General features: G+C 71.4%; 12 protein-coding genes and 1 pseudogene. 10 read left to right on the top strand and 3 right to left on the bottom strand.

Annotated features, from left to right (window positions below; translation table 11 throughout):
- The first annotated feature begins 41 nt into the window (after positions 1–41).
- Positions 42–1,097 (top strand): glycosyltransferase family 9 protein, encoded by a 1,056-nt coding sequence (locus tag Q0863_RS05530; protein ID WP_298576198.1) that lies wholly within the window; start codon positions 42–44, stop codon positions 1,095–1,097.
- Between the two features lie 21 nt (positions 1,098–1,118).
- On the opposite strand, the gene rsmB is transcribed toward Q0863_RS05530, so the two are convergent.
- From rsmB to def, 3 genes are read right to left on the bottom strand one after another with little or no spacing between them, the layout of a single operon-like run.
- The gene (rsmB, locus tag Q0863_RS05535; RefSeq protein WP_298576200.1) at positions 1,119–2,435 is read right to left on the bottom strand and encodes a 16S rRNA (cytosine(967)-C(5))-methyltransferase RsmB; all 1,317 of its coding nucleotides are present in this window, start codon (positions 2,433–2,435) and stop codon (positions 1,119–1,121) included.
- A gap of 1 nt (position 2,436) precedes the next feature.
- Positions 2,437–3,363 (bottom strand): methionyl-tRNA formyltransferase, encoded by a 927-nt coding sequence (gene fmt / locus Q0863_RS05540; protein ID WP_298577054.1) that lies wholly within the window; start codon positions 3,361–3,363, stop codon positions 2,437–2,439.
- 5 nt (positions 3,364–3,368) lie between these two features.
- Complete coding sequence (gene def / locus Q0863_RS05545; protein WP_298576202.1) at positions 3,369–3,890, bottom strand: peptide deformylase; 522 nt, start codon at positions 3,888–3,890, stop codon at positions 3,369–3,371.
- Between the two features lie 142 nt (positions 3,891–4,032).
- On the opposite strand from def, the gene Q0863_RS05550 reads away from it, so the two are divergent.
- From Q0863_RS05550 to Q0863_RS05590, 9 genes and pseudogenes are all read left to right on the top strand, one after another.
- Complete coding sequence (locus Q0863_RS05550; protein WP_298577056.1) at positions 4,033–5,199, top strand: LysM peptidoglycan-binding domain-containing protein; 1,167 nt, start codon at positions 4,033–4,035, stop codon at positions 5,197–5,199.
- Between the two features lie 77 nt (positions 5,200–5,276).
- Positions 5,277–6,407 carry a DNA-processing protein DprA gene (gene dprA, locus Q0863_RS05555; protein ID WP_298576204.1) on the top strand — a complete coding sequence of 377 codons (1,131 nt, stop codon included), beginning with the start codon at positions 5,277–5,279 and terminating at the stop codon, positions 6,405–6,407.
- 33 nt (positions 6,408–6,440) lie between these two features.
- On the top strand, positions 6,441–6,914 hold the full coding sequence (locus Q0863_RS05560) for a DUF494 family protein (RefSeq protein ID WP_298576205.1): 474 nt from the start codon (positions 6,441–6,443) through the stop codon (positions 6,912–6,914).
- Between the two features lie 117 nt (positions 6,915–7,031).
- Positions 7,032–7,541: a pilin gene (locus tag Q0863_RS05565; RefSeq protein ID WP_298576207.1), complete on the top strand. Its 510-nt coding sequence runs from the start codon at positions 7,032–7,034 to the stop codon at positions 7,539–7,541.
- A 46-nt stretch (positions 7,542–7,587) separates the two neighbouring features.
- On the top strand, positions 7,588–8,523 hold the full coding sequence (locus Q0863_RS05570) for an RDD family protein (RefSeq protein WP_298576210.1): 936 nt from the start codon (positions 7,588–7,590) through the stop codon (positions 8,521–8,523).
- Positions 8,524–8,700: 177 nt separating this feature from the next.
- Positions 8,701–11,166: pseudogene (locus Q0863_RS05575) on the top strand (DNA topoisomerase I); the annotation flags it as partial.
- Positions 11,167–11,668: 502 nt separating this feature from the next.
- Entirely contained in the window at positions 11,669–12,229 is a 561-nt protein-coding gene (locus tag Q0863_RS05580) for a Sua5/YciO/YrdC/YwlC family protein (protein ID WP_298576212.1), read from the top strand.
- A 179-nt stretch (positions 12,230–12,408) separates the two neighbouring features.
- Positions 12,409–16,866: a glutamate synthase large subunit gene (gene gltB, locus Q0863_RS05585; protein ID WP_298576214.1), complete on the top strand. Its 4,458-nt coding sequence runs from the start codon at positions 12,409–12,411 to the stop codon at positions 16,864–16,866.
- Positions 16,867–16,993: 127 nt separating this feature from the next.
- On the top strand, positions 16,994–18,475 hold the full coding sequence (locus Q0863_RS05590; protein WP_298576216.1) for an FAD-dependent oxidoreductase: 1,482 nt from the start codon (positions 16,994–16,996) through the stop codon (positions 18,473–18,475).
- The last annotated feature ends 22 nt before the right edge of the window (positions 18,476–18,497 follow it).

An 18,497-nucleotide genomic window follows, 5' to 3' on the forward strand; every position in this document is an offset into this window, starting at 1 on the left:
GCCCGTATGATGCGCGCCATGTTCGATACGCACGTCCCGCCATGCCTGCGCGTCCGCTGATCGTCCGCTGCGGCGCCCTTGGCGACATGGTGCTGCTGACCACGCTGATCCGGCTGGTGTCCGCGCGCCACGGCAGCCCGGTCGACCTCGTGAGTTCCGGCGGCTGGACCGCACCACTGCTGCAAGCCGAACCGGCGCTGGGCCATCTCCAGCTCGTCACCAGCCGCAACACGCCCTACTGGCTGTGCCCGAGCCAATGGGCACTGGTGCGCTGGCTGCGGCAGCGCGGGCGCGGGCCGGTCTACCTGGCCGACGTCAACGGCGACATGCCGCGCCTGCTGGCGCGGGGCGGCGTGCATCCCGACGACATCGTGGCGCGGCGACTCGAGGACGATGCGCTGCCGATGCTCTGGCCCGACCGCTGGCTGGCGCTCGGGCAGCAGGATCCGGCGCATCCGTATCCGACCGTCCCGGTGCAGGCCGGGGAGTTCCGGATGCCGCGCCTGGTGGTGCCAGCGCACGAGCGCGAGGCGCTGCTGGCGTGGCGCGCGCAGGAGGATCTCGCCGGTCCGCTTGTGCTGTTCCAGCCCGGCAACAAGCGCACCCACAAGCGCGGCAAGGTGATGACCGCCGACCATCCCAAGCACTGGGATCCGGAGCGCTGGGCCGCCGTGGCCAACGACGTGCTGCAGGCACTGCCGGACGGGCGCGTGCTGCTGTGTGGCTCGCCGCCGGAACACGGCCTGCTCGAGGACATCCGGGCTGCTGCCGGCAACGACCCGCGCATCCGCAACCTGGCGAACGACCTGCCGATCCCGCGCATGCTCGCCGTGCTGGAAGTGGCGCACAGCATGGTGTCGGTCGATACCGGGCCGGCCCACGCCGCCGCCGCACTGGAATGCCCGCTGGTAGTGATGTTCGGCGCGGCGCCACCCGAGCGCTGGCGCCCCATCGGCAACGGTCCGATCACGGTGCTCGGCGGCGAGCGCGGCGACGCCAGCCGCGTGCAGGACATCGCCGCAACGCGCGTGATCGAGGCTTGGCGCGCACTGCCGGGTCGCGGCAGCGCAGGCGCCACCACGCCGCCTGCGCCGTAGCGTTTCGGTGCCGGCGGGCGGTTACGCCGCGTCGCGCTTGCGTACGACCAGGTAGAAGAAACCGTCCATCCCTTCGTCGCCCGGCAGGCGCTGCCGGCCGGGGCCGGATGCGCGACCGAAGTCGTCGCCGAGCGGCGCGACCTCGGCATCGGCATGGCGTTCGAGGAAGGCCGCGGCCTGCGCCGCGTTCTCCGCCTGCAGGACCGAACAGGTCGCGTAGAGCAGGCGGCCACCGGGCGCGAGCAGCGGCCACAGTGCATCGAGCAGGCGTGCCTGCAGCGCCACCAGCGCCGCGAGGTCGGTTGCGCGCCGGTGCAGCAGCACGTCCGGCTGGCGCCGCACGATCCCGGTTGCCGAACACGGCGCGTCGAGCAGGATCGCGTCGAACGGCGTGCCATCCCACCATGACGCGGTGTCGGTGGCATCGGCGGCGAGCAGTCGCGCATCGGCGCCCACGCCGAGCCGGTCGAAGGTGTCGCACACGCGGCGCAGGCGACGCGCGTCCACGTCGAGCGCCGTCAGTTGCAGGGTCGGGTCGCGTTCGAGCAGGTGCGCGGACTTGCCGCCCGGCGCGGCGCAGGCATCGAGCACGCGTCCGCCACGCGGCGGCGACAGGGCGTCGGCCACGCGCTGCGCGGCGGCGTCCTGCACCGACGCATCGCCTTCGGCGAATCCCGGCATCGCCAGCGGCGACACCGGATCGTCCACGCGCAAGGCATCGGGCAGGCCGTCGACGGCGTGCGCATCGATCCCCGCCTCGTGCAGGCGCTGCGCGTACTCCGCCACGCCGGTGCGGGCGCGGTTGACCCGCAGCCAGGTCGGCCCGGGCACGGCGCTGGCCGCGAAGATCGCATCCGCGTCCTGCGGCCAGTCGGCGCGGACCTGCGCCCGCAGCCAGTCCGGCCAGGCGGCATCGGCATCGGCGGCGGGCAGGCCTTCGCGCTGGGCGCGACGCAGCAGCGCGTTCACCAGGCCGGCCTGGTGCGTACGACCCGACGCCCGTGCAGCCTCCACCGTTGCCGCCACCGCGGCATGCGCCGGCAACGCCAGCGCGTCGAGCTGGGCGAAGCCGACGTGCAGCAACGCACGCAGCGGCGCATCGCGGCGCGGCAGCGGTCGCGGCATCCACGCGCCAAGCGCGGCATCGAAGCGATGGCGGTTGCGCAAAGCGGCGAAGCAGATCGCCTCGAGCAGGGCGCGGTCGCGCGGGTCAGGCAGCGTCGGCAGGGCCTGCGCGAGCTCGGCCTTCAGCGAACGCCCGCCATGCAGCACCGCATCGAGCACGGCCGCGGCGCGCACGCGTACCTCCACGCCGGGGCGTTCGCGCGGAGCGGCCATATCAGGACGACGACGCGACGAGATCGCGCCGTGCATTGAGGTAATCGGCGGCGGTGATCGCCTTGCCGCCGGCGCGCTGCAGCGCGCGGATGCGCAGCGCACCCTCGCCGCAGGCGACATCGATGCCGTCGCGACCGGCGAACAGCACCGTGCCCGGTGCCGCGCGATGCGCCAGCGGCAGCGCGACCGCGCCATGGACACGCAGGCGCTCGCCCGCGACCTCGGCCTCGGCCACCGGCCAGGGGTGGAAGGCCCGCACCTTGCGCGCCAGCGCGTCGGCCGGCTGCGTCCAGTCCAGCCGCGCCTCGGCCTTGTCGAGCTTGTGCGCGTAGGTCGCGCCAGCGTCGGGCTGGGGTCGCGGCGCAGGCCGGATGCCGGCGCGCAGCAGCGCCAGTCCGTCGCGCAGCACCTGCGCGCCGAGGTCGGCCAGGCGCGCGTGCAACTGGCCGCCGGTCTCCTGCGGCCCGATCGGCGTGGCCTGCGACAGCAGCACCGGGCCGGTGTCCAGGCCCTGTTCCATCTGCATCAGGCAGACGCCGGTTTCGGCATCGCCGGCCTCGATCGCGCGTTGGATCGGCGCGGCGCCACGCCAGCGCGGCAGCAGCGACGCATGCACGTTCCAGCAGCCGTGGACCGGGAGTTCCAGCACCTTTGGCGGCAGCAGCAGGCCGTAGGCGACCACCACCATCAGGTCGGGCCGCAGGTCGCGCAGTTCGCGTCGCGCCTGCACCGTGCGCAGGGTCTCGGGTTGCAGCACGGGCAGGCCCAGTTCGAGCGCCGCCTGCTTGACCGGCGAGGCCGCCAGCGCGCGCCCGCGCCCCGCAGGGCGGTCGGGCTGGGTATACACCGCCACCACCTCCCCCTGCGCCGCGGCCACGCGCAGCGACGGCACCGCGAAGTCCGGGGTGCCGGCGAAGACGATCCGCAGGGCCATCAGTCGGCGCCGGCCTGCTTGCGCAGCTTCTCGAGCTTCTTGATCGCGCGGTCGCGCTTGAGCGCCGAGAGGTAATCGATGAACAGCTTGCCGTCGAGGTGGTCGACCTCGTGCTGCACGCACGTCGCCAGCAGGCCGTCCACGCGCAGCTCGAACGGCTTGCCGTGGCGGTCGAGCGCCTCGACCACGATGCCGTCGGGGCGGGTGACGTCGGCGAACACGCCGGGAATCGACAGGCAGCCTTCCTGGTGCAGGCGCAGTTCGGTCGAACGCTCGCGCACCACCGGGTTGACGAAGACCAGCGGCTGCTCGCGGCCTTCGGTCACGTCGATCACCATGAAGCGCTGGTGCGTATCGACCTGGGTCGCGGCCAATCCGATGCCCGGCGCCTCGTACATGGTCTGGAACATGTCGTCGAGCAGACGCTGGAAGATCGGATCCTCCAGTTGCGTTGCGTCGACCGGCCGGGCCACGGTCCGGAGCCGGGGGTGGGGATATTCGAGGATCGGGAGCAGGGCCATGTCGGAAAGGTGGCGGCGGTCACAACCGCGCGGAACGGCTGGGCATTGTAGCGCCCCGCAGCTTGCAACCGGCCGCCCCTTTCAGGCTATAGTGCGGCCGCTGCACGGGGAAATCTTCAAGGGGAGCAATTAGATGGCCCGTATGCTTAAGCGCCTGTCTCAGGGGCTCCGCACGACGTGCGTGGTCGCATTGATGACGGTGGCCACCTACGCGACCGCGCAGACGATGCGTGGCGATCATCCGGATACCTATGTCGTCGTCCGCGGGGACACGCTGTGGGATATCGCGGGCCGCTTCCTGCAACGGCCGTGGCTGTGGCCGGAGATCTGGCAGGCCAATCCGCAGATCCACAACCCGCACCTGATCTACCCGGGCGACGTGATCAGCCTGGCCTACCTCAACCGGGTGACCGCGACCGAAGGTCCGCGCGAGGCGACCGCGCAGCCGATCAACGCGATTCCGCTGTCCGACGTCGAGGCCTTCCTGAAGGACCTGCGCGTGGTCGACGACTTCGAGCACCTGCCCTATGTGGTCGGCCTCGAGGAAGACCGCATGCGCGCCACCCAGGGCCAGGTGGCCTACATCCGCGGCCTGCCCGGCGCCAGCGCCGGCCAGCGTTACGCGGTGGTGCGCCCGACCGTGCGCTATACCCACCTGGACCGCAGCGGCCTGTGCTGCGACCTGTTCCACAAGGACGACCTGGACTTCCGCGGCAAGCGCATCGCCGACTTCCAGCAGTACTGGACCAACGTGGTCACCCCCGACAAGGGCCAGGAACTGCTCGGCTACGAGCTGCAGCGGGTCAACGTCGGCACGATCACGCGGGGCGAGGTCGGCGGCATCCAGGCCAGCACCCTGCTGCTGGACGAGACCGGCCGCGAGGTCCGCGTCGGCGACCGGCTGATCCCGGTCGACGCCCAGCCCTACGACCTGCAGTTCTTCCCGCACGCGCCTGCGCAGCAGCTCGAGTACGGCCGCGCACGCGTGCTGGCGGTGGCCGACACCCTCACCCACGGCGGCCCGCGCGACGTGATCGTGCTGTCGGTCGGTGCCCGCGAGGGCGTGGACAACGGCACGGTGTTCTCGCTGTGGCGCGAAGGCACCAACGCCATCGACCGCGTCGAGAAGGGGCCGGACCGCGATGCCGACACCGTGTTCTACGAGAACAAGGTGCGCCTGCCCGACGAGTTCGCCGGCCACGCGATGGTGTTCCGTACCTACGACAAGGTCAGCTACGCGCTGGTGATGGACAGCATCAAGCCCACCCGCATCGGCTACCACCTCAAGCACCCCGACGCGCCCTACTGACGGCGCGGGGTTTTCCGACACAGCACAGCGACGGCGCCCGAGGGCGCCGTCGTCGTCTGTGCGGCACGCTGGGGGCCATGACGCCCGACGACCTCGCCCTGCTGCGCCTGATCGACTGCGGCGGCGCCAGCGCCCCGCGCCGCCGGCTGCTCGAACGCCATGCCGGCCCCGCCGCCGCGCTCTCCGCGGGCCCGCGTGCCTGGCGCGAGGCCGGACTGGAACCGGCCCAGGTGCGCGCGCTGGATGCCGATACCGCGCCCGCGCCGGCACACGCCGACTGGCTGGGCGACCCGCGCCATCGCCTGGTCGGCTGGCACGATCCGGACTACCCCGCCCTGCTGCGCCGCATCGCCAGCCCGCCGCTGGCGCTGTTCGTGGCCGGCGACCCGGGCCTGCTGTGGCACCCGGCCGTGGCCGTGGTCGGCACCCGCGCCCCGACAGCCGGCGGGCGCGACCAGGCGCGCGACTTCGCCCGCACCTTCGCAACGGCCGGCCTGGGCGTGTGCAGCGGACTGGCCGCGGGCATCGACACGATCGCCCACCAGGCGGCGCTGGACGCGGGCGGCATCACCGTGGCGGTGCTGGGCAGCGGCATCGACGTGCCCTATCCACGCTCCAACACCGGCCTGCACCGGGCCATCGCCGAGCACGGCGCGGTGGTGAGCGAACACCCGCCCGGCACCGGCGCCCGACGCGAACACTTCCCGGCCCGCAACCGGATCATCGCCGGGCTGGCGCTGGGCACCGTGGTGGTGGAGGCGGCGCAGCGGTCCGGCGCGCTGATCACCGCGCGCCTGGCCGCCGACGCCGGGCGCGAGGTTTTCGCCCTGCCCGGCTCGATCCGCAACCCGATGGCACGCGGCTGCCACCGCCTGCTGCGCGACGGCGCCACCCTGGTCGAAGCGCCCGGCGAGGTGACGGCCGCGCTCGCGCCGCTGGCCGCCAGCCTGGCCGAGGCCTTGCGCAACCGACTGGCGGCCCCCATCCAGGTGTCCGCGGACCTGGTTCGAGGGTCCGCGGGAAACACCGCGCCGGACGACCCCGACTACCATCGCTTGTGGTCGGCCCTGTGCCACGACCCAAGCCCTATGGATGAATTGCTGGAGCGCACTGGATTGACGACCGCGGAAGTGTCGTCCATGCTCCTGCTCATGGAGCTGGATGGCCGGGTCGTGCACGAGCACGGCAGGTATTCCCGAAAGTCATGACATTTCGCGCCCTCGGGCGCAGGCCGGGGGGAAATGAAAGAGAGCATCCTGGACGTCCTGCTCTATCTGTTCGAACACTATTTCAGCGAGGACGCGGACCTGGTCCGCGACCGCGATTCGCTCCAGACCGGCCTGCTCGAGGCCGGATTCAGCCCGGCGGAAATCAGCAAGGCCTTCGACTGGCTCGATGCGCTGGCCCAGCAGCGGCCAGGCGCCGGCGTGCTGCGCGCGGACGGCCCGGTGCGGGTCTATTTCGGCCCGGAACTCGACAAGCTCGACGTCGACTGCCGCGGCTTCCTGCTGTTCCTGGAGCAGCACGGCGTACTCGACGCCGGCCAGCGCGAACTGGTGCTGGACCGGGCGATGGCCCTGGACCAGGACGAGCTGGACCTGGACGACCTCAAGTGGGTCGTGCTGATGGTGCTGTTCAACCAGCCGGGAATGGAGGCGGCCTACGCCTGGATGGAAACCCAGATGTTCGCCGACGAGCCCGAACCGGTGCACTAGGCGCGCCTGCTCCGGGGCGCCGTCGCGCTCCTGCATCGGGCCCGACCGTGTCCGATGCCCCCGCCCGGATCCCGGTGCGGCTTCCGACCCATCCGCCCCTGCAAGGGACCTGCACGCTTGTCATCGCACATTCCCGGCGCCGGGCCGCCGCCGCTGCCGTCCCGGCCCGTCCGTCCCGCCCCGCCGCCGCGCAAGGGCCTGCATGGCTGCCTGGTCGCCCTGATCGTCGTCGCCTGCCTCGCGATCCCCGCGGTCGCGATCCTCGCCGCGATCGCGATTCCGGCCTACAACGACTACCTGGCGCGGTCGAGGGTGGCCCAGTCGGTGGCCGCGACCGCGCCGCTGCAGCGGGCGGTGGCCGCGTTCGTCGACGGGCGGCGCCGCTGTCCGGCCAACGGCGACCCGGGGTTCGAGGCGGCCGCGACCTACCGCGGGCCGGCGCACGCCTCGATCGTGTTCGGCGAGAGCGACGCGGGCGTATGCGCGATCGAGGTGCTGCTGCAGGACGATCGCCACGAGACGGTGGACGGCTATCGCCTGTGGCTCGAATACGATACGGACTCCGGCGTCTGGCACTGCAGTTCCGAGGCCGGGGACCGTTACCTGCCGACGCACTGCCGCGGCTGAATCATCCGCCGCCGGGGAGCGGCGCGGGACACTGAAGCAAGGGGGAATGACGATGTCCATGTGGTACTACGCCGATGCCGACCATGCGCGGCAGGGGCCGATCGATGCTGCCGAACTGGTCCGCCTGCGCCTGCAGGGCCGCCTGGCCTGGGACACGCTGGTCTGGCGCGAGGGGATGACGGACTGGCAGCCGATGCGCGACTTCGCATCCGAACTGGCCCAGGCAGACGACCGCGCGCCGGCGCTGGCGGGGACCGCGCCCCTTGGCGCGGCCGGTGCGACGGTGCCGCCTGCCGGTGCGGCGGCCGCGACCGAACCGGCCTCGCCCTATTCCCCGCCGGTCGCCTCGGTGACCTCCCACGGGACCGTGGTGGCGGGCGGCGAGGTCGTGCACGCCGGGTTCTGGAAGCGCTTCGCCGCCATGGTGATCGACGGCATGGTGACCGCCGCGGCGTCGTGGGCGATCCAGATCCCGCTGCTGCTGATGGCCGGCGCGGCCGGCGCGATCGGCGGGGACCTGCTCGGCGGCGGCGGGCCGCTGGCGATCGTGCTGCTGTCCTACGGCGTCGGCTTCCTGGTGCCGCTGGTGTACTTCGCCTGGATGCACTCCTCGGCCAGCCAGGCCTCGCTGGGCAAGCTCGCGGTCGGGATCAAGGTCTGCCGCAGTTCCGGCGAACGGCTGGGCTTCTGGCGCGCGTTCTGGCGCTACGGCGCCTACTTCGCCACGGTGGTGTTCAGTTTCGGCCTCGGCGGCCTGGTGTCGGCCCTGACCACCGGCCTGGGACAGCGCAAGCAGGCGCTGCACGACATGATCTGCGACACCCTGGTGGTGGACAAATGGGCCTTCACCGACCGCCCGGACCTGCAGCGCCGGGAGCTGGGCGCGGTCACCTGGGTCATACTGGTGATCGGGCTGGGCCTGCTGGGCCTGCTGCTGATCGGAATCGTGGCCGCTGTCGCAATTCCGGCCATGACCGGCTGATCGGCCGCCGCCCGGCCGCAGGGCGCTTGCTTGACACCGCCATGCGCGCCGTGATTCCACTATAAATGGCGCCGTCCCCGGACGGCGCCACCCCAGCGCCCGGGACCTCCCGGGCGTCGTGTTCTTCACACCCCCAGACTGGCGCGGACCCCAGGTCCGCGTGGAAACCGCACCCCGATGCCCAAGCACCTGCTCATCGTCGAATCGCCGGCCAAGGCCAAGACGATCAACAAGTACCTCGGCAAGGACTTCCAGGTCCTTGCCTCGTACGGCCACGTCCGCGACCTGGTGCCCAAGGAGGGCGCGGTCGATCCGGACGACGGCTTCCGCATGCGCTACGAGCTGATCGAGCGCAACGAGAAGCACGTCGAGGCGATCGCCAAGGCCGCGCGCGGCGCCGACGGCATCTGGCTGGCGACCGACCCGGACCGCGAGGGCGAGGCGATCAGCTGGCACATCGCCGAGATCCTGCGCGAGCGCGGGCTGCTCGAGGGCAAGGCGCTGCAGCGGGTGGTGTTCACCGAGATCACGCCCCGCGCGATCAAGGAAGCGATGGGCCAGCCGCGCGACATCGCCGACGAGCTGGTCGATGCGCAGCAGGCGCGGCGCGCGCTCGACTACCTGGTGGGCTTCAACCTCTCGCCCGTGCTGTGGCGCAAGATCAAGGCCGGGCTGTCGGCCGGGCGGGTGCAGTCGCCGGCGCTGCGCATGATCGTCGAGCGCGAAGAGGAGATCGAGGCGTTCAAGGCGCGCGAGTACTGGACCATCGAGGCCGAATGCGCGCATCCCTCGCAGGGCTTCAGCGCCAAGCTGGTCAAGCTCGACGGGCAGAAGGTCGAGCAGTTCACCATCACCGACGGCGAGACCGCCGAGGACGCACGCGCCCGCATCGCGGCCGCCGCACAGGGCGCGCTGCACGTCACCGACGTGGCCAGCAAGGAGCGCAAGCGCCGCCCGTCGCCGCCGTTCACCACCTCGACCCTGCAGCAGGAAGCCGCGCGCAAGCTCGGCTTCACCACGCGCCGGACCATGCAGGTCGCGCAGAAGCTGTACGAAGGCGTGGCGGTCGGCGAGGAAGGCACGGTCGGCCTGATCACCTACATGCGTACCGACTCGGTGAACCTGTCGCAGGACGCGCTGGGCGAGATCCGCGACGTGATCGCGCGCGACTTCGGCACCGGCTCCGTCCCGGACAAGCCCAACGTGTACCAGACCAAGTCCAAGAACGCGCAGGAAGCGCACGAAGCGGTGCGTCCGACCTCGGCGCTGCGCACGCCCGCGCAGGTCGCGCGGTTCCTGTCCGACGACGAGCGCCGCCTGTACGAGCTGGTGTGGAAGCGCGCGGTCGCCTCGCAGATGATCCCGGCCACGCTCAACACCGTCACCGTCGACCTCGCCGCCGGCGCCGAACACGGCTTCCGCGCATCCGGCACCACCGTGGTGGTGCCCGGCTTCCTCGCCGTGTACGAGGAAGGCAAGGACAGCAAGGGCAAGGAAGACGAGGACGAGGGCCGCAAGCTGCCGGCGATGAAGCTGGGCGACCGCGTGCCGCTCGACCGCGTCCACGCCGACCAGCACTTCACCCAGCCGCCGCCGCGCTTCACCGAGGCCTCGCTGGTCAAGGCGCTGGAGGAATACGGCATCGGCCGTCCCTCCACCTACGCCTCGATCATCCAGACCCTCACCGGCAAGCAGTACGCCGTGCTCGACGGGCGCGCGTTCAAGCCGACCGACGTCGGCCGCGCGGTCAGCAAGTTCCTGAGCAACCACTTCGCCAAGTACGTCGACTACGACTTCACCGCCAACCTCGAGGACGAACTCGATGCGGTGAGCCGCGGCGAGGAGGAGTGGGTGCCGCTGATGGAAAAGTTCTGGGGCCCGTTCAAGGAACAGGTGGACGACAAGAAGGCCACGCTCGACAAGGCCGACGCCGGCAGCGTGCGCGTGCTGGGCGAGGATCCCAAGAGCGGGCGCCAGGTCAGCGCGCGCATCGGCAAGTTCGGGCCGCTGGTGCAGATCGGCACGGTCGAGGACGAGGACAAGCCGCGCTTCGCCTCGCTCAAGCCGGGCCAGAGCATCTACTCGATCAGCTTGGACGAGGCGCTGGAGCTGTTCCTGCTGCCGCGCGTGCTGGGCCAGGACAAGGGCGAGGACGTCAGCGTGGGCATCGGCCGCTTCGGCCCCTTCGCCAGGCGCGGCAGCACCTACGCCTCGCTGACCAAGGAAGACGACCCGTACAAGATCGACCTGGCGCGCGCGGTGTTCCTGGTCGAGGAGAAGGAAGAGATCGCACGCAACCGCGTGATCAAGCAGTTCGATGGCAGCGACATCCAGGTGCTCAACGGCCGCTTCGGCCCCTACATCAGCGATGGCCGCCTCAACGGCAAGATCCCGAAGGACCGCGAGCCGGCCTCGCTCACGCTCGAGGACGTGACCAGGCTGCTGGAGGAAACGGGCAAGCCGGCGCGCCGCGGCTTCGGTGCGAAGAAGGCGGCGAAGAAGGCGACCAGGAAGGAAGCGGCGCCGAAAAAGGCGGCTGCGAAGAAGGCACCGGCCAGCAAGGCCGCGACGAAGAAGGCACCCGCGAAAAAGCCGGCGAAGAAGGCCACCGCCAGGAAGGCGCCCGCGAAGAACCTCGCCCGCCCCTACTCGTCCGACCTGGAGGAAGCCAGGCCCCTGGTGACCGCGGCGAAGTTCGAGCCGGGCAAGAAGCGCGTGGTGAAGAAGGCGGACGACGCGCCGTTCTGAAATCCGTCTTCGGGCACGGCCATCGGCGTTTGGCAACGCCGGCGCGGTGAGCGCACGGGTTGCCGGAGATGGAAAGCAGCCCAAGGAGGCTTCGCGCGAGAGCCGGGCTTCGGCGGTGGAACGCGGCCCGGCTGTCAAACGCGCCCCGTGGGAGCGCGCTCGCGCGCGAAGCACTCGCGACCAGGGTCGCTCCCACGGCAGGTCCGACCCTCAGCCCCGCCCTGCGTCGTCCTCGTCCGTCGAAGGCGAAGGTCCTGTTTCCGCGTTGAACCGATGCTCCTTCGCGGGCATATCGGACGATGCCGGCGCAGCTCCCCACTGCTGCTCACGCCGGCGGCCGGCGGACGGCCCGACCCGGCGGTTGGTATTCGCGCGCCGCATCCCTAAGCTGGCGCCCATGTCCGCGCCGACCGACATTGCCCAGGCCGTTGCTCTCCTGCGGGGCGGCGGCGTGGTCTCCTATCCCACCGAAGGCGTGTGGGGACTGGGCTGCGATCCGTTCGACGAGGCGGCGGTGCTGCGCCTGCTCGCGCTCAAGCAGCGTCCGGTCGACAAGGGGCTGATCCTGGTCGCCGCGACGGTAGCGCAGCTCGATGGACTGCTCGACTGGGACCGGCTCGATCCCGATGTCCGCGACCAGGTGCTCGCCAGCTGGCCGGGCCCGCACACCTGGATCATGCCCGCCACCGCGCGCGTGCCACGCTGGATCACCGGCACCCACGACGGTGTCGCGGTGCGCGTCAGCGCCCACCCGGTGGTGGCCGCGCTGTGCAACGATTACGGCGGCGCGCTGGTGTCGACGAGCGCCAATGTCGGCGGCCTGCCGGCGCCGCGCAACCGGACCGAACTGGCGGCCGAGATCGGTGCCGGCGTCGACGCGATCGTTGCCGGAGAAACCTCCGGACTGGCCCATGCGACCGGCATCCGCGACGCCCGCGACGGTCGCCTGATCCGCTGAAAAACAAGGGCTTTTCCGCACGTCCCGTTACAGCGGAAACCAACTCGGCACGCGCGTTTGCCGCGTCGCACAAATTGTGTTTTATTCGGATCTCGTGGAAGCGCCGTCGGGTCATTCGCGCCCTGGATCCCGGCTTCGATCCCCACGCCACCCGACCACTCCACCACGACGACATGACGATGCGGGCATACCCGGATCGGGGCCTCCACGACCCCGCAAGCGAACACGACAGCTGTGGTTTCGGCCTGATCGCGAAGATCCAGGGCGATCCCGAACGCGCCATCGTCGACATCGCGCTCGAAGCGCTGTCGCGCATGGCGCATCGCGGCGGCGTCGCGGCCGACGGCCTGTCGGGCGACGGCTGCGGCGTGCTGATCCACGGCGCGGACGCGTTCGTGCGCGTGCTGGCGCAGGAATCGGGCTTTCCGCTGCACGCGGGAACGGTCGCCGCCGGCATGGTGTTCCTGCCGCACGCGGATGCCGACGCCGCACGCTGCCGCGACGCGCTCGCCGCGCAGCTGCAGCGCGAAGGCGTGCGCGTGGCCGGCTGGCGCGTGGTGCCGATCGACCTGACCGCCTGCGGCAAGCTGGCGCAGAGCACGGTGCCGCGCATCGAGCAGGTCTTCATCGAATCGGACGGCAGCGACATCGCCGCGCTCGAGCGCGCGCTCTACCTGGCGCGACGGCGCAGCGAGGAGGCGCTGGCCGGCGTGCCCGACTTCTACGTCGTCGGCCTGTCGCCGCGGCTGCTCGGCTACAAGGGCATGGTGCTGCCCAGCCACCTGCGCCAGCTGTTTCCCGATCTCTCGCACCCGGCCCTGGCCGCGCGCGCGGTGGTGTTCCACCAGCGCTTTTCCACCAACACCCTGCCGCGCTGGCCGCTGGCGCACCCGTTCCGCAGGCTCGCCCACAACGGCGAGATCAACAGCATCGAGGGCAACCGGCGCTGGGCGCAGGCGCGCAAGGACGTGTGGCGTTCGCCGCTGCTGGACGTGTCCGAGTTCCAGTCCACCGTGACCCTGCACGGTTCGGATTCGCAGTCGCTCGACAACATGCTCGAGTGGCTGCTGCTCGGCGGCATGGACCTGCCGCAGGCGATGCGCATCCTGATCCCGCCGGCGACCCAGTCGCTGGAGTACAAGGACGCCGACCTGTCCGCGTTCTACGAGTACTACTCGATCAACTCCGAGCCCTGGGACGGCCCGGCCGGCGTGGTGATGTGCGACGGGCGCTTCGCCGCCTGCACGCTCGACCGCAACGGCCTGCGCCCGGCGCGCTGGACGCTGTCGAACGACGGCGTGTTCGTGATCGCTTCCGAGGCGGGCGTGTGGGACCTGCCGCCGGACCAGGTGCAGGCCAAGGGCAAGCTCGGGCCCGGCGAGATGATCGCGATCGACCTCGAGGGCGACCGGCTGCTCGACAGCGAGGCGATCGACGACCTCAACCGCGCGCGCGCGCCGTACAAGCAGTGGCTCAAGCGCGGGATGCGCTGGCTGCACACCGAACTGATCGACCCGGCCCTGACCGACGCGCCGTTCACCCCGGAAATGCTGCTCGCCTTCCAGAAGCTGTTCCAGCTCTCGCGCGAAGAGCAGGAAGCGGTGCTGCGGCCGCTGGCCGAGACCGAGCAGGAGGGCATCGGCTCGATGGGCGACGACGTGCCGATGGCGGCGATCAGCCAGCGCGTGCGCCCGCTCTACGACTGCTTCCGGCAGGCCTTCGCCCAGGTCACCAATCCGCCGATCGACCCGCTGCGCGAGGAGTGCGTGATGACGCTCTCCACTCAGATCGGGCGCGAGGGCAACCTGTTCCTCGACCAGGCCGAGAACGTCGACCACGTGATGCTCAACTCGCCGGTGCTGTCGCAGCGCAAGCTGCACCAGCTGCTGGCGCTGGAGCGCTTCGAGTCGCGGCATCGCTACATCGACCTGTACTTCGACCGCCGCAGCGGGCTGCGCGCCGCGCTGACCCGCATCTGCGCCGAGGCCGAGGCCGCGGTGCGCGCAGGCGTGGAGCTGCTGATCCTCAGCGACCGCCGGCCGCGCCACGGGCACGCCGCGGTGCACGCGCTGCTGGCCACCGGCGCGGTGCACCTGCACCTGGTGCGCCAGGGCCTGCGCTGCGACACCAACCTCATCGTCGAGACCGGCACCGCGCGCGACCCGCACCACTTCGCCTGCCTGATCGGCTTCGGCGCGACCGCGGTCTACCCCTACCTCGCCTACCAGACCCTGGCGGCGCTCGCGCGCCGCGGCCTGCTCGGCGGCAAGACCAGCAACGAGCCGACCCAGTTCGGCCGCAGCTACCGGCGCGGCATCAAGAAAGGCCTGCTCAAGATCCTGTCGAAGATGGGCATCGGCAGCATCGCCAGCTATCGCGGCGCGCAGCTGTTCGAGATCGTCGGGCTGGACGAAGCGGTGGTCGCGCTGTGCTTCGAGGGCACGCCCTCGCGCGTGGGCGGCGCGGGCTTCGCGCGGCTTGAGGCCGACGCCTGGACGCTGGCCGCGCACGGCTGGGACGACACCGCCCTGCCCGAGCCCGGCGGCCTGATGCGCTACGTGCACGGCGGCGAATACCACCAGTACAACCCGGACGTGGTGCAGGCCCTGCAGCGCGCGGTGCTGACCGGCACGCGCGAGGACTGGAAGGTCTACGCCGGCCACGTCGACACCCGCCCACCCGCCGCGCTGCGCGACCTGCTGCGTTTCAGGCCGCTGGGCGCGCCGGTGCCGCTGGACGAAGTGGAACCGGTAGCCTCGATCGTCAGGCGTTTCGACTCGGCCGCGATGAGCCTGGGCGCCCTCTCGCCCGAAGCGCACGAGGCGCTGGCCATCGCCATGAACCGCCTCGGCGGACGCAGCAACTCCGGCGAAGGCGGCGAGGACCCCGCCCGTTACGGCACCGAGAAGCGCAGCAAGATCAAGCAGATCGCGTCGGGCCGCTTCGGCGTCACGCCCGAATACCTGATCAACGCCGAGGTGCTGCAGATCAAGGTCGCGCAGGGCGCCAAGCCTGGCGAGGGCGGCCAGCTTCCCGGCAGCAAGGTCAATCCGCTGATCGCACGGCTGCGCTACGCGCGGCCGGGCATCGGCCTGATCTCGCCGCCGCCGCACCACGACATCTACTCGATCGAGGACCTGGCGCAGCTGATCTTCGACCTGCGCCAGGTCAACCCGACCGCGCTGATCTCGGTGAAGCTGGTCTCGCACGCGGGCGTGGGCACGATCGCCGCGGGCGTGGTCAAGGCCGGCGCCGACCTGATCACCATTTCCGGCCACGACGGCGGTACCGGCGCCAGCCCGCTGGGTTCGATCCGCTATGCCGGCGTGCCCTGGGAGCTGGGCCTGTCGGAGGCGCGGCAGGCACTGCAGGCCAACGAGTTGCGCGAGCGCGTGCTGCTGCAGACCGACGGCGGCCTCAAGACCGGCCTGGACGTGGTCAAGGCGGCGATGCTGGGCGCCGACAGCTTCGGCTTCGGCACCGCGCCGATGATCGCGCTGGGCTGCAAGTACCTGCGCATCTGCCACCTCAACAACTGCGCCACCGGCATCGCCACCCAGGACGAACGCCTGCGCTCGGCCCATTTCACCGGGCTGCCCGAGCGCGTGGAGAACTTCTTCCGCAACGTGGCGCAGGACGTGCGCGAACTGCTGGCGTCGCTGGGCGCGCGGTCGCTGGAGGAGATCACCGGCCGCACCGACCTGCTCGAGCAGCACCTTCGCCAGACCCGCGAGGACGTGGAGATCGACCTGTCGCGGATGCTGGCGCGCGATGCGGCGCAGCCGGCCGCGTACTGCGGCGCGCCCGCGCTGCAGGCGCCGCCTGACGGACTGGCCGCGCGACTGGACGCGGCGCTGTCGGAGGCGATCGAACGCGGCCAGGGCGGCGAGCACGTCGACACCATCCGCAACACCGACCGCAGCATCGGCACGCGCCTGTCGGGGCTGATCGCGCGCCACCACGGCAATGCCGGCATGGCCGCGCGCCCGATCACCCTGCACCTGACCGGCAGCGCCGGCCAGAGCTTCGGCGCCTTCAACGCCGGCGGCCTGCGCCTGCAGCTCGAGGGCGAGGCCAACGACTATGTCGGCAAGGGCATGGCCGGCGGCTGCATCGTGCTGTCGCCGCCACGCGGCAGCGCGTTCGAATCGCGCCACGCGCCGATCCTGGGCAACACCTGCCTGTACGGCGCCACCGGCGGCGAGCTGTACGCGGCGGGGCGCGCGGGCGAGCGCTTCGCCGTGCGCAACTCCGGCGCGGTGGCGGTGGTCGAGGGCGCGGGCGACCACTGCTGCGAGTACATGACCGGCGGCAGCGTGGTGGTGCTCGGCCGCACCGGCCTGAATTTCGGCGCCGGCTTCACCGGTGGCCTGGCCTACGTGCTCGACCTGGAACGCGACTTCGTCGACCGCTACAACCACGAGCTGATCGACATCGTCCGCATCTCGCCGGAAAGCTTCGACAACTACCGCCAGCACCTGACCGAACTGCTGCAGGCGCACGCCAGCCTCACCGGCAGCGCCTGGAGTGCGCGCATCCTCGACGAGTTCCGCGATTTCGTCGGCAAGTTCTGGCTGGTCAAGCCGAAGGCGGCGAGCCTCGAGGCGCTGGCGCACGAGCTGCGCAGGGCGGCGTGATGAGGGCCGGGAATCGGGAATCGGGAATCGGGAACCGGACACGCGGAGGCGTGCCTCCCGACCCATGCGCCGCATTCGCGCGTGGCGCCTTTCCGAATCCCGACTCCCCAATCCCGAATCCCGGCCCATGAGCAAGAAGCAGGTTTTCCAGTTCCTTGATATCCCGCGCGACATGCCGCGCAAGGTGCCGCTGCAGCTGCGCACCGAGGGCGACTGGAACGAGCTGTACGGCAAGTTCGGCCAGGCCGAGGCGGTGCACCAGGCCGGCCGCTGCCTGGATTGCGGCAACCCGTACTGCGAAGCCAAGTGCCCGGTGCACAACTACATCCCCAACTGGCTGGCGCTGGTGGAGGAAGGCCGCATCCTCGAGGCGGCCGCACTGTGCCACGAGACCAATCCGCTGCCCGAGATGTGCGGGCGGGTGTGCCCGCAGGACCGCCTGTGCGAGGGCGCGTGCACGCTCAATGCCGGCTTCGGCGCGGTCACCATCGGCGCGGTCGAGAAGTACATCGTCGATACCGCCTTCGAACAGGGCTGGCGGCCGGACCTGTCCAAGGTCGTGGCCACGGGCCATCGCGTGGCGGTGATCGGCGCCGGTCCGGCGGGCCTGGCCTGCGCCGACCGGCTGGCGCGTGCCGGCATCGCGGCCACGGTGTTCGACCGCTACGAACAGATTGGCGGGCTGCTGCAGTTCGGCATCCCCAGCTTCAAGCTCGACAAGTCGGTGATCGACACGCGCCGCGAAGTGCTGGAAGAGATGGGCGTGCGCTTCAGGCTGGGCGTGGAGGTGGGCCGCGACGTCGCCATCGGCACCCTGCTGTCGGAGTACGACGCGGTCTTCCTCGGCGTGGGCGCCTACCGCTATACCGACGGCGGCCTGCCCGGCCAGGACCTGGACGGGGTGCTGCCCGCGCTGCCGTTCCTGGTGCAGAACGGGCGCCTGGTCACCGGGCGCGAGCCCCACGGCCGGCCGATCGCGGGCTGGGAAGACCAGCTGCAGCTGCCGGCACTGGCCGGCAAGCGCGTGGTCGTGCTGGGCGGCGGCGACACCGGCATGGACTGCGTTCGCTCGGCGGTCCGGCTGGGCGCGGCCAGCGTGACCTGCGCCTACCGCCGCGACGAGGCCAACATGCCCGGCTCGGCGCGCGAGGTGGCCAACGCGCGCGAGGAAGGCGTGCGCTTCCTGTTCAACCGCCAGCCGCTGTCGATCGAGAGCGGCGACGGCCGCCACGCCTGCGGCGTGCGCGTGGTCGAGACGCGACTGGGCACGCCCGACGCGAACGGACGCCAGCGCGCCGAACCCATCGCCGGCAGCGAGTCGGTGATCGAGGCGGACGTGGTGATCATCGCCTTCGGCTTCTCGCCACGGCCGCCGGAATGGCTGGAGGCGCTGGGCGTGAAGGCGCGCGAGAACGGCCGCCTGATCGTCGGCGGCGAGGGCCGCCTGCCCTACCAGACCGCGCACGAGCGCCTGTTCGCCGGCGGCGACTGCGTGCGCGGAGCCGACCTGGTGGTGACCGCGGTGCAGGAAGGCCGCGACGCCGCGGCCGCGATCGCGCGCCAGCTGCGCCGCCAGTCGCAGCCGGCCGCGGCGCTCGACGCGGCCTGATGGCCGACTGAATCGCGGGCAC

The organism is uncultured Luteimonas sp. (genome assembly GCF_947492465.1).
Lineage (GTDB): Bacteria > Pseudomonadota > Gammaproteobacteria > Xanthomonadales > Xanthomonadaceae > Luteimonas.

Bases quoted from the DNA above. Each gene is read 5' to 3' on its own strand.
- Q0863_RS05530 (WP_298576198.1), top strand. From the start codon at position 42: ATGCCTGCGCGTCCGCTGATCGTCCGCTGCGGCGCCCTTGGCGACATG.
- rsmB (WP_298576200.1), bottom strand. From the start codon at position 2,435: ATGGCCGCTCCGCGCGAACGCCCCGGCGTGGAGGTACGCGTGCGCGCC.
- def (WP_298576202.1), bottom strand. From the start codon at position 3,890: ATGGCCCTGCTCCCGATCCTCGAATATCCCCACCCCCGGCTCCGGACC.
- Q0863_RS05550 (WP_298577056.1), top strand. From the start codon at position 4,033: ATGCTTAAGCGCCTGTCTCAGGGGCTCCGCACGACGTGCGTGGTCGCA.
- dprA (WP_298576204.1), top strand. From the start codon at position 5,277: ATGACGCCCGACGACCTCGCCCTGCTGCGCCTGATCGACTGCGGCGGC.
- Q0863_RS05560 (WP_298576205.1), top strand. From the start codon at position 6,441: ATGAAAGAGAGCATCCTGGACGTCCTGCTCTATCTGTTCGAACACTAT.
- Q0863_RS05570 (WP_298576210.1), top strand. From the start codon at position 7,588: ATGACGATGTCCATGTGGTACTACGCCGATGCCGACCATGCGCGGCAG.
- Q0863_RS05580 (WP_298576212.1), top strand. From the start codon at position 11,669: ATGTCCGCGCCGACCGACATTGCCCAGGCCGTTGCTCTCCTGCGGGGC.
- gltB (WP_298576214.1), top strand. From the start codon at position 12,409: ATGCGGGCATACCCGGATCGGGGCCTCCACGACCCCGCAAGCGAACAC.
- Q0863_RS05590 (WP_298576216.1), top strand. From the start codon at position 16,994: ATGAGCAAGAAGCAGGTTTTCCAGTTCCTTGATATCCCGCGCGACATG.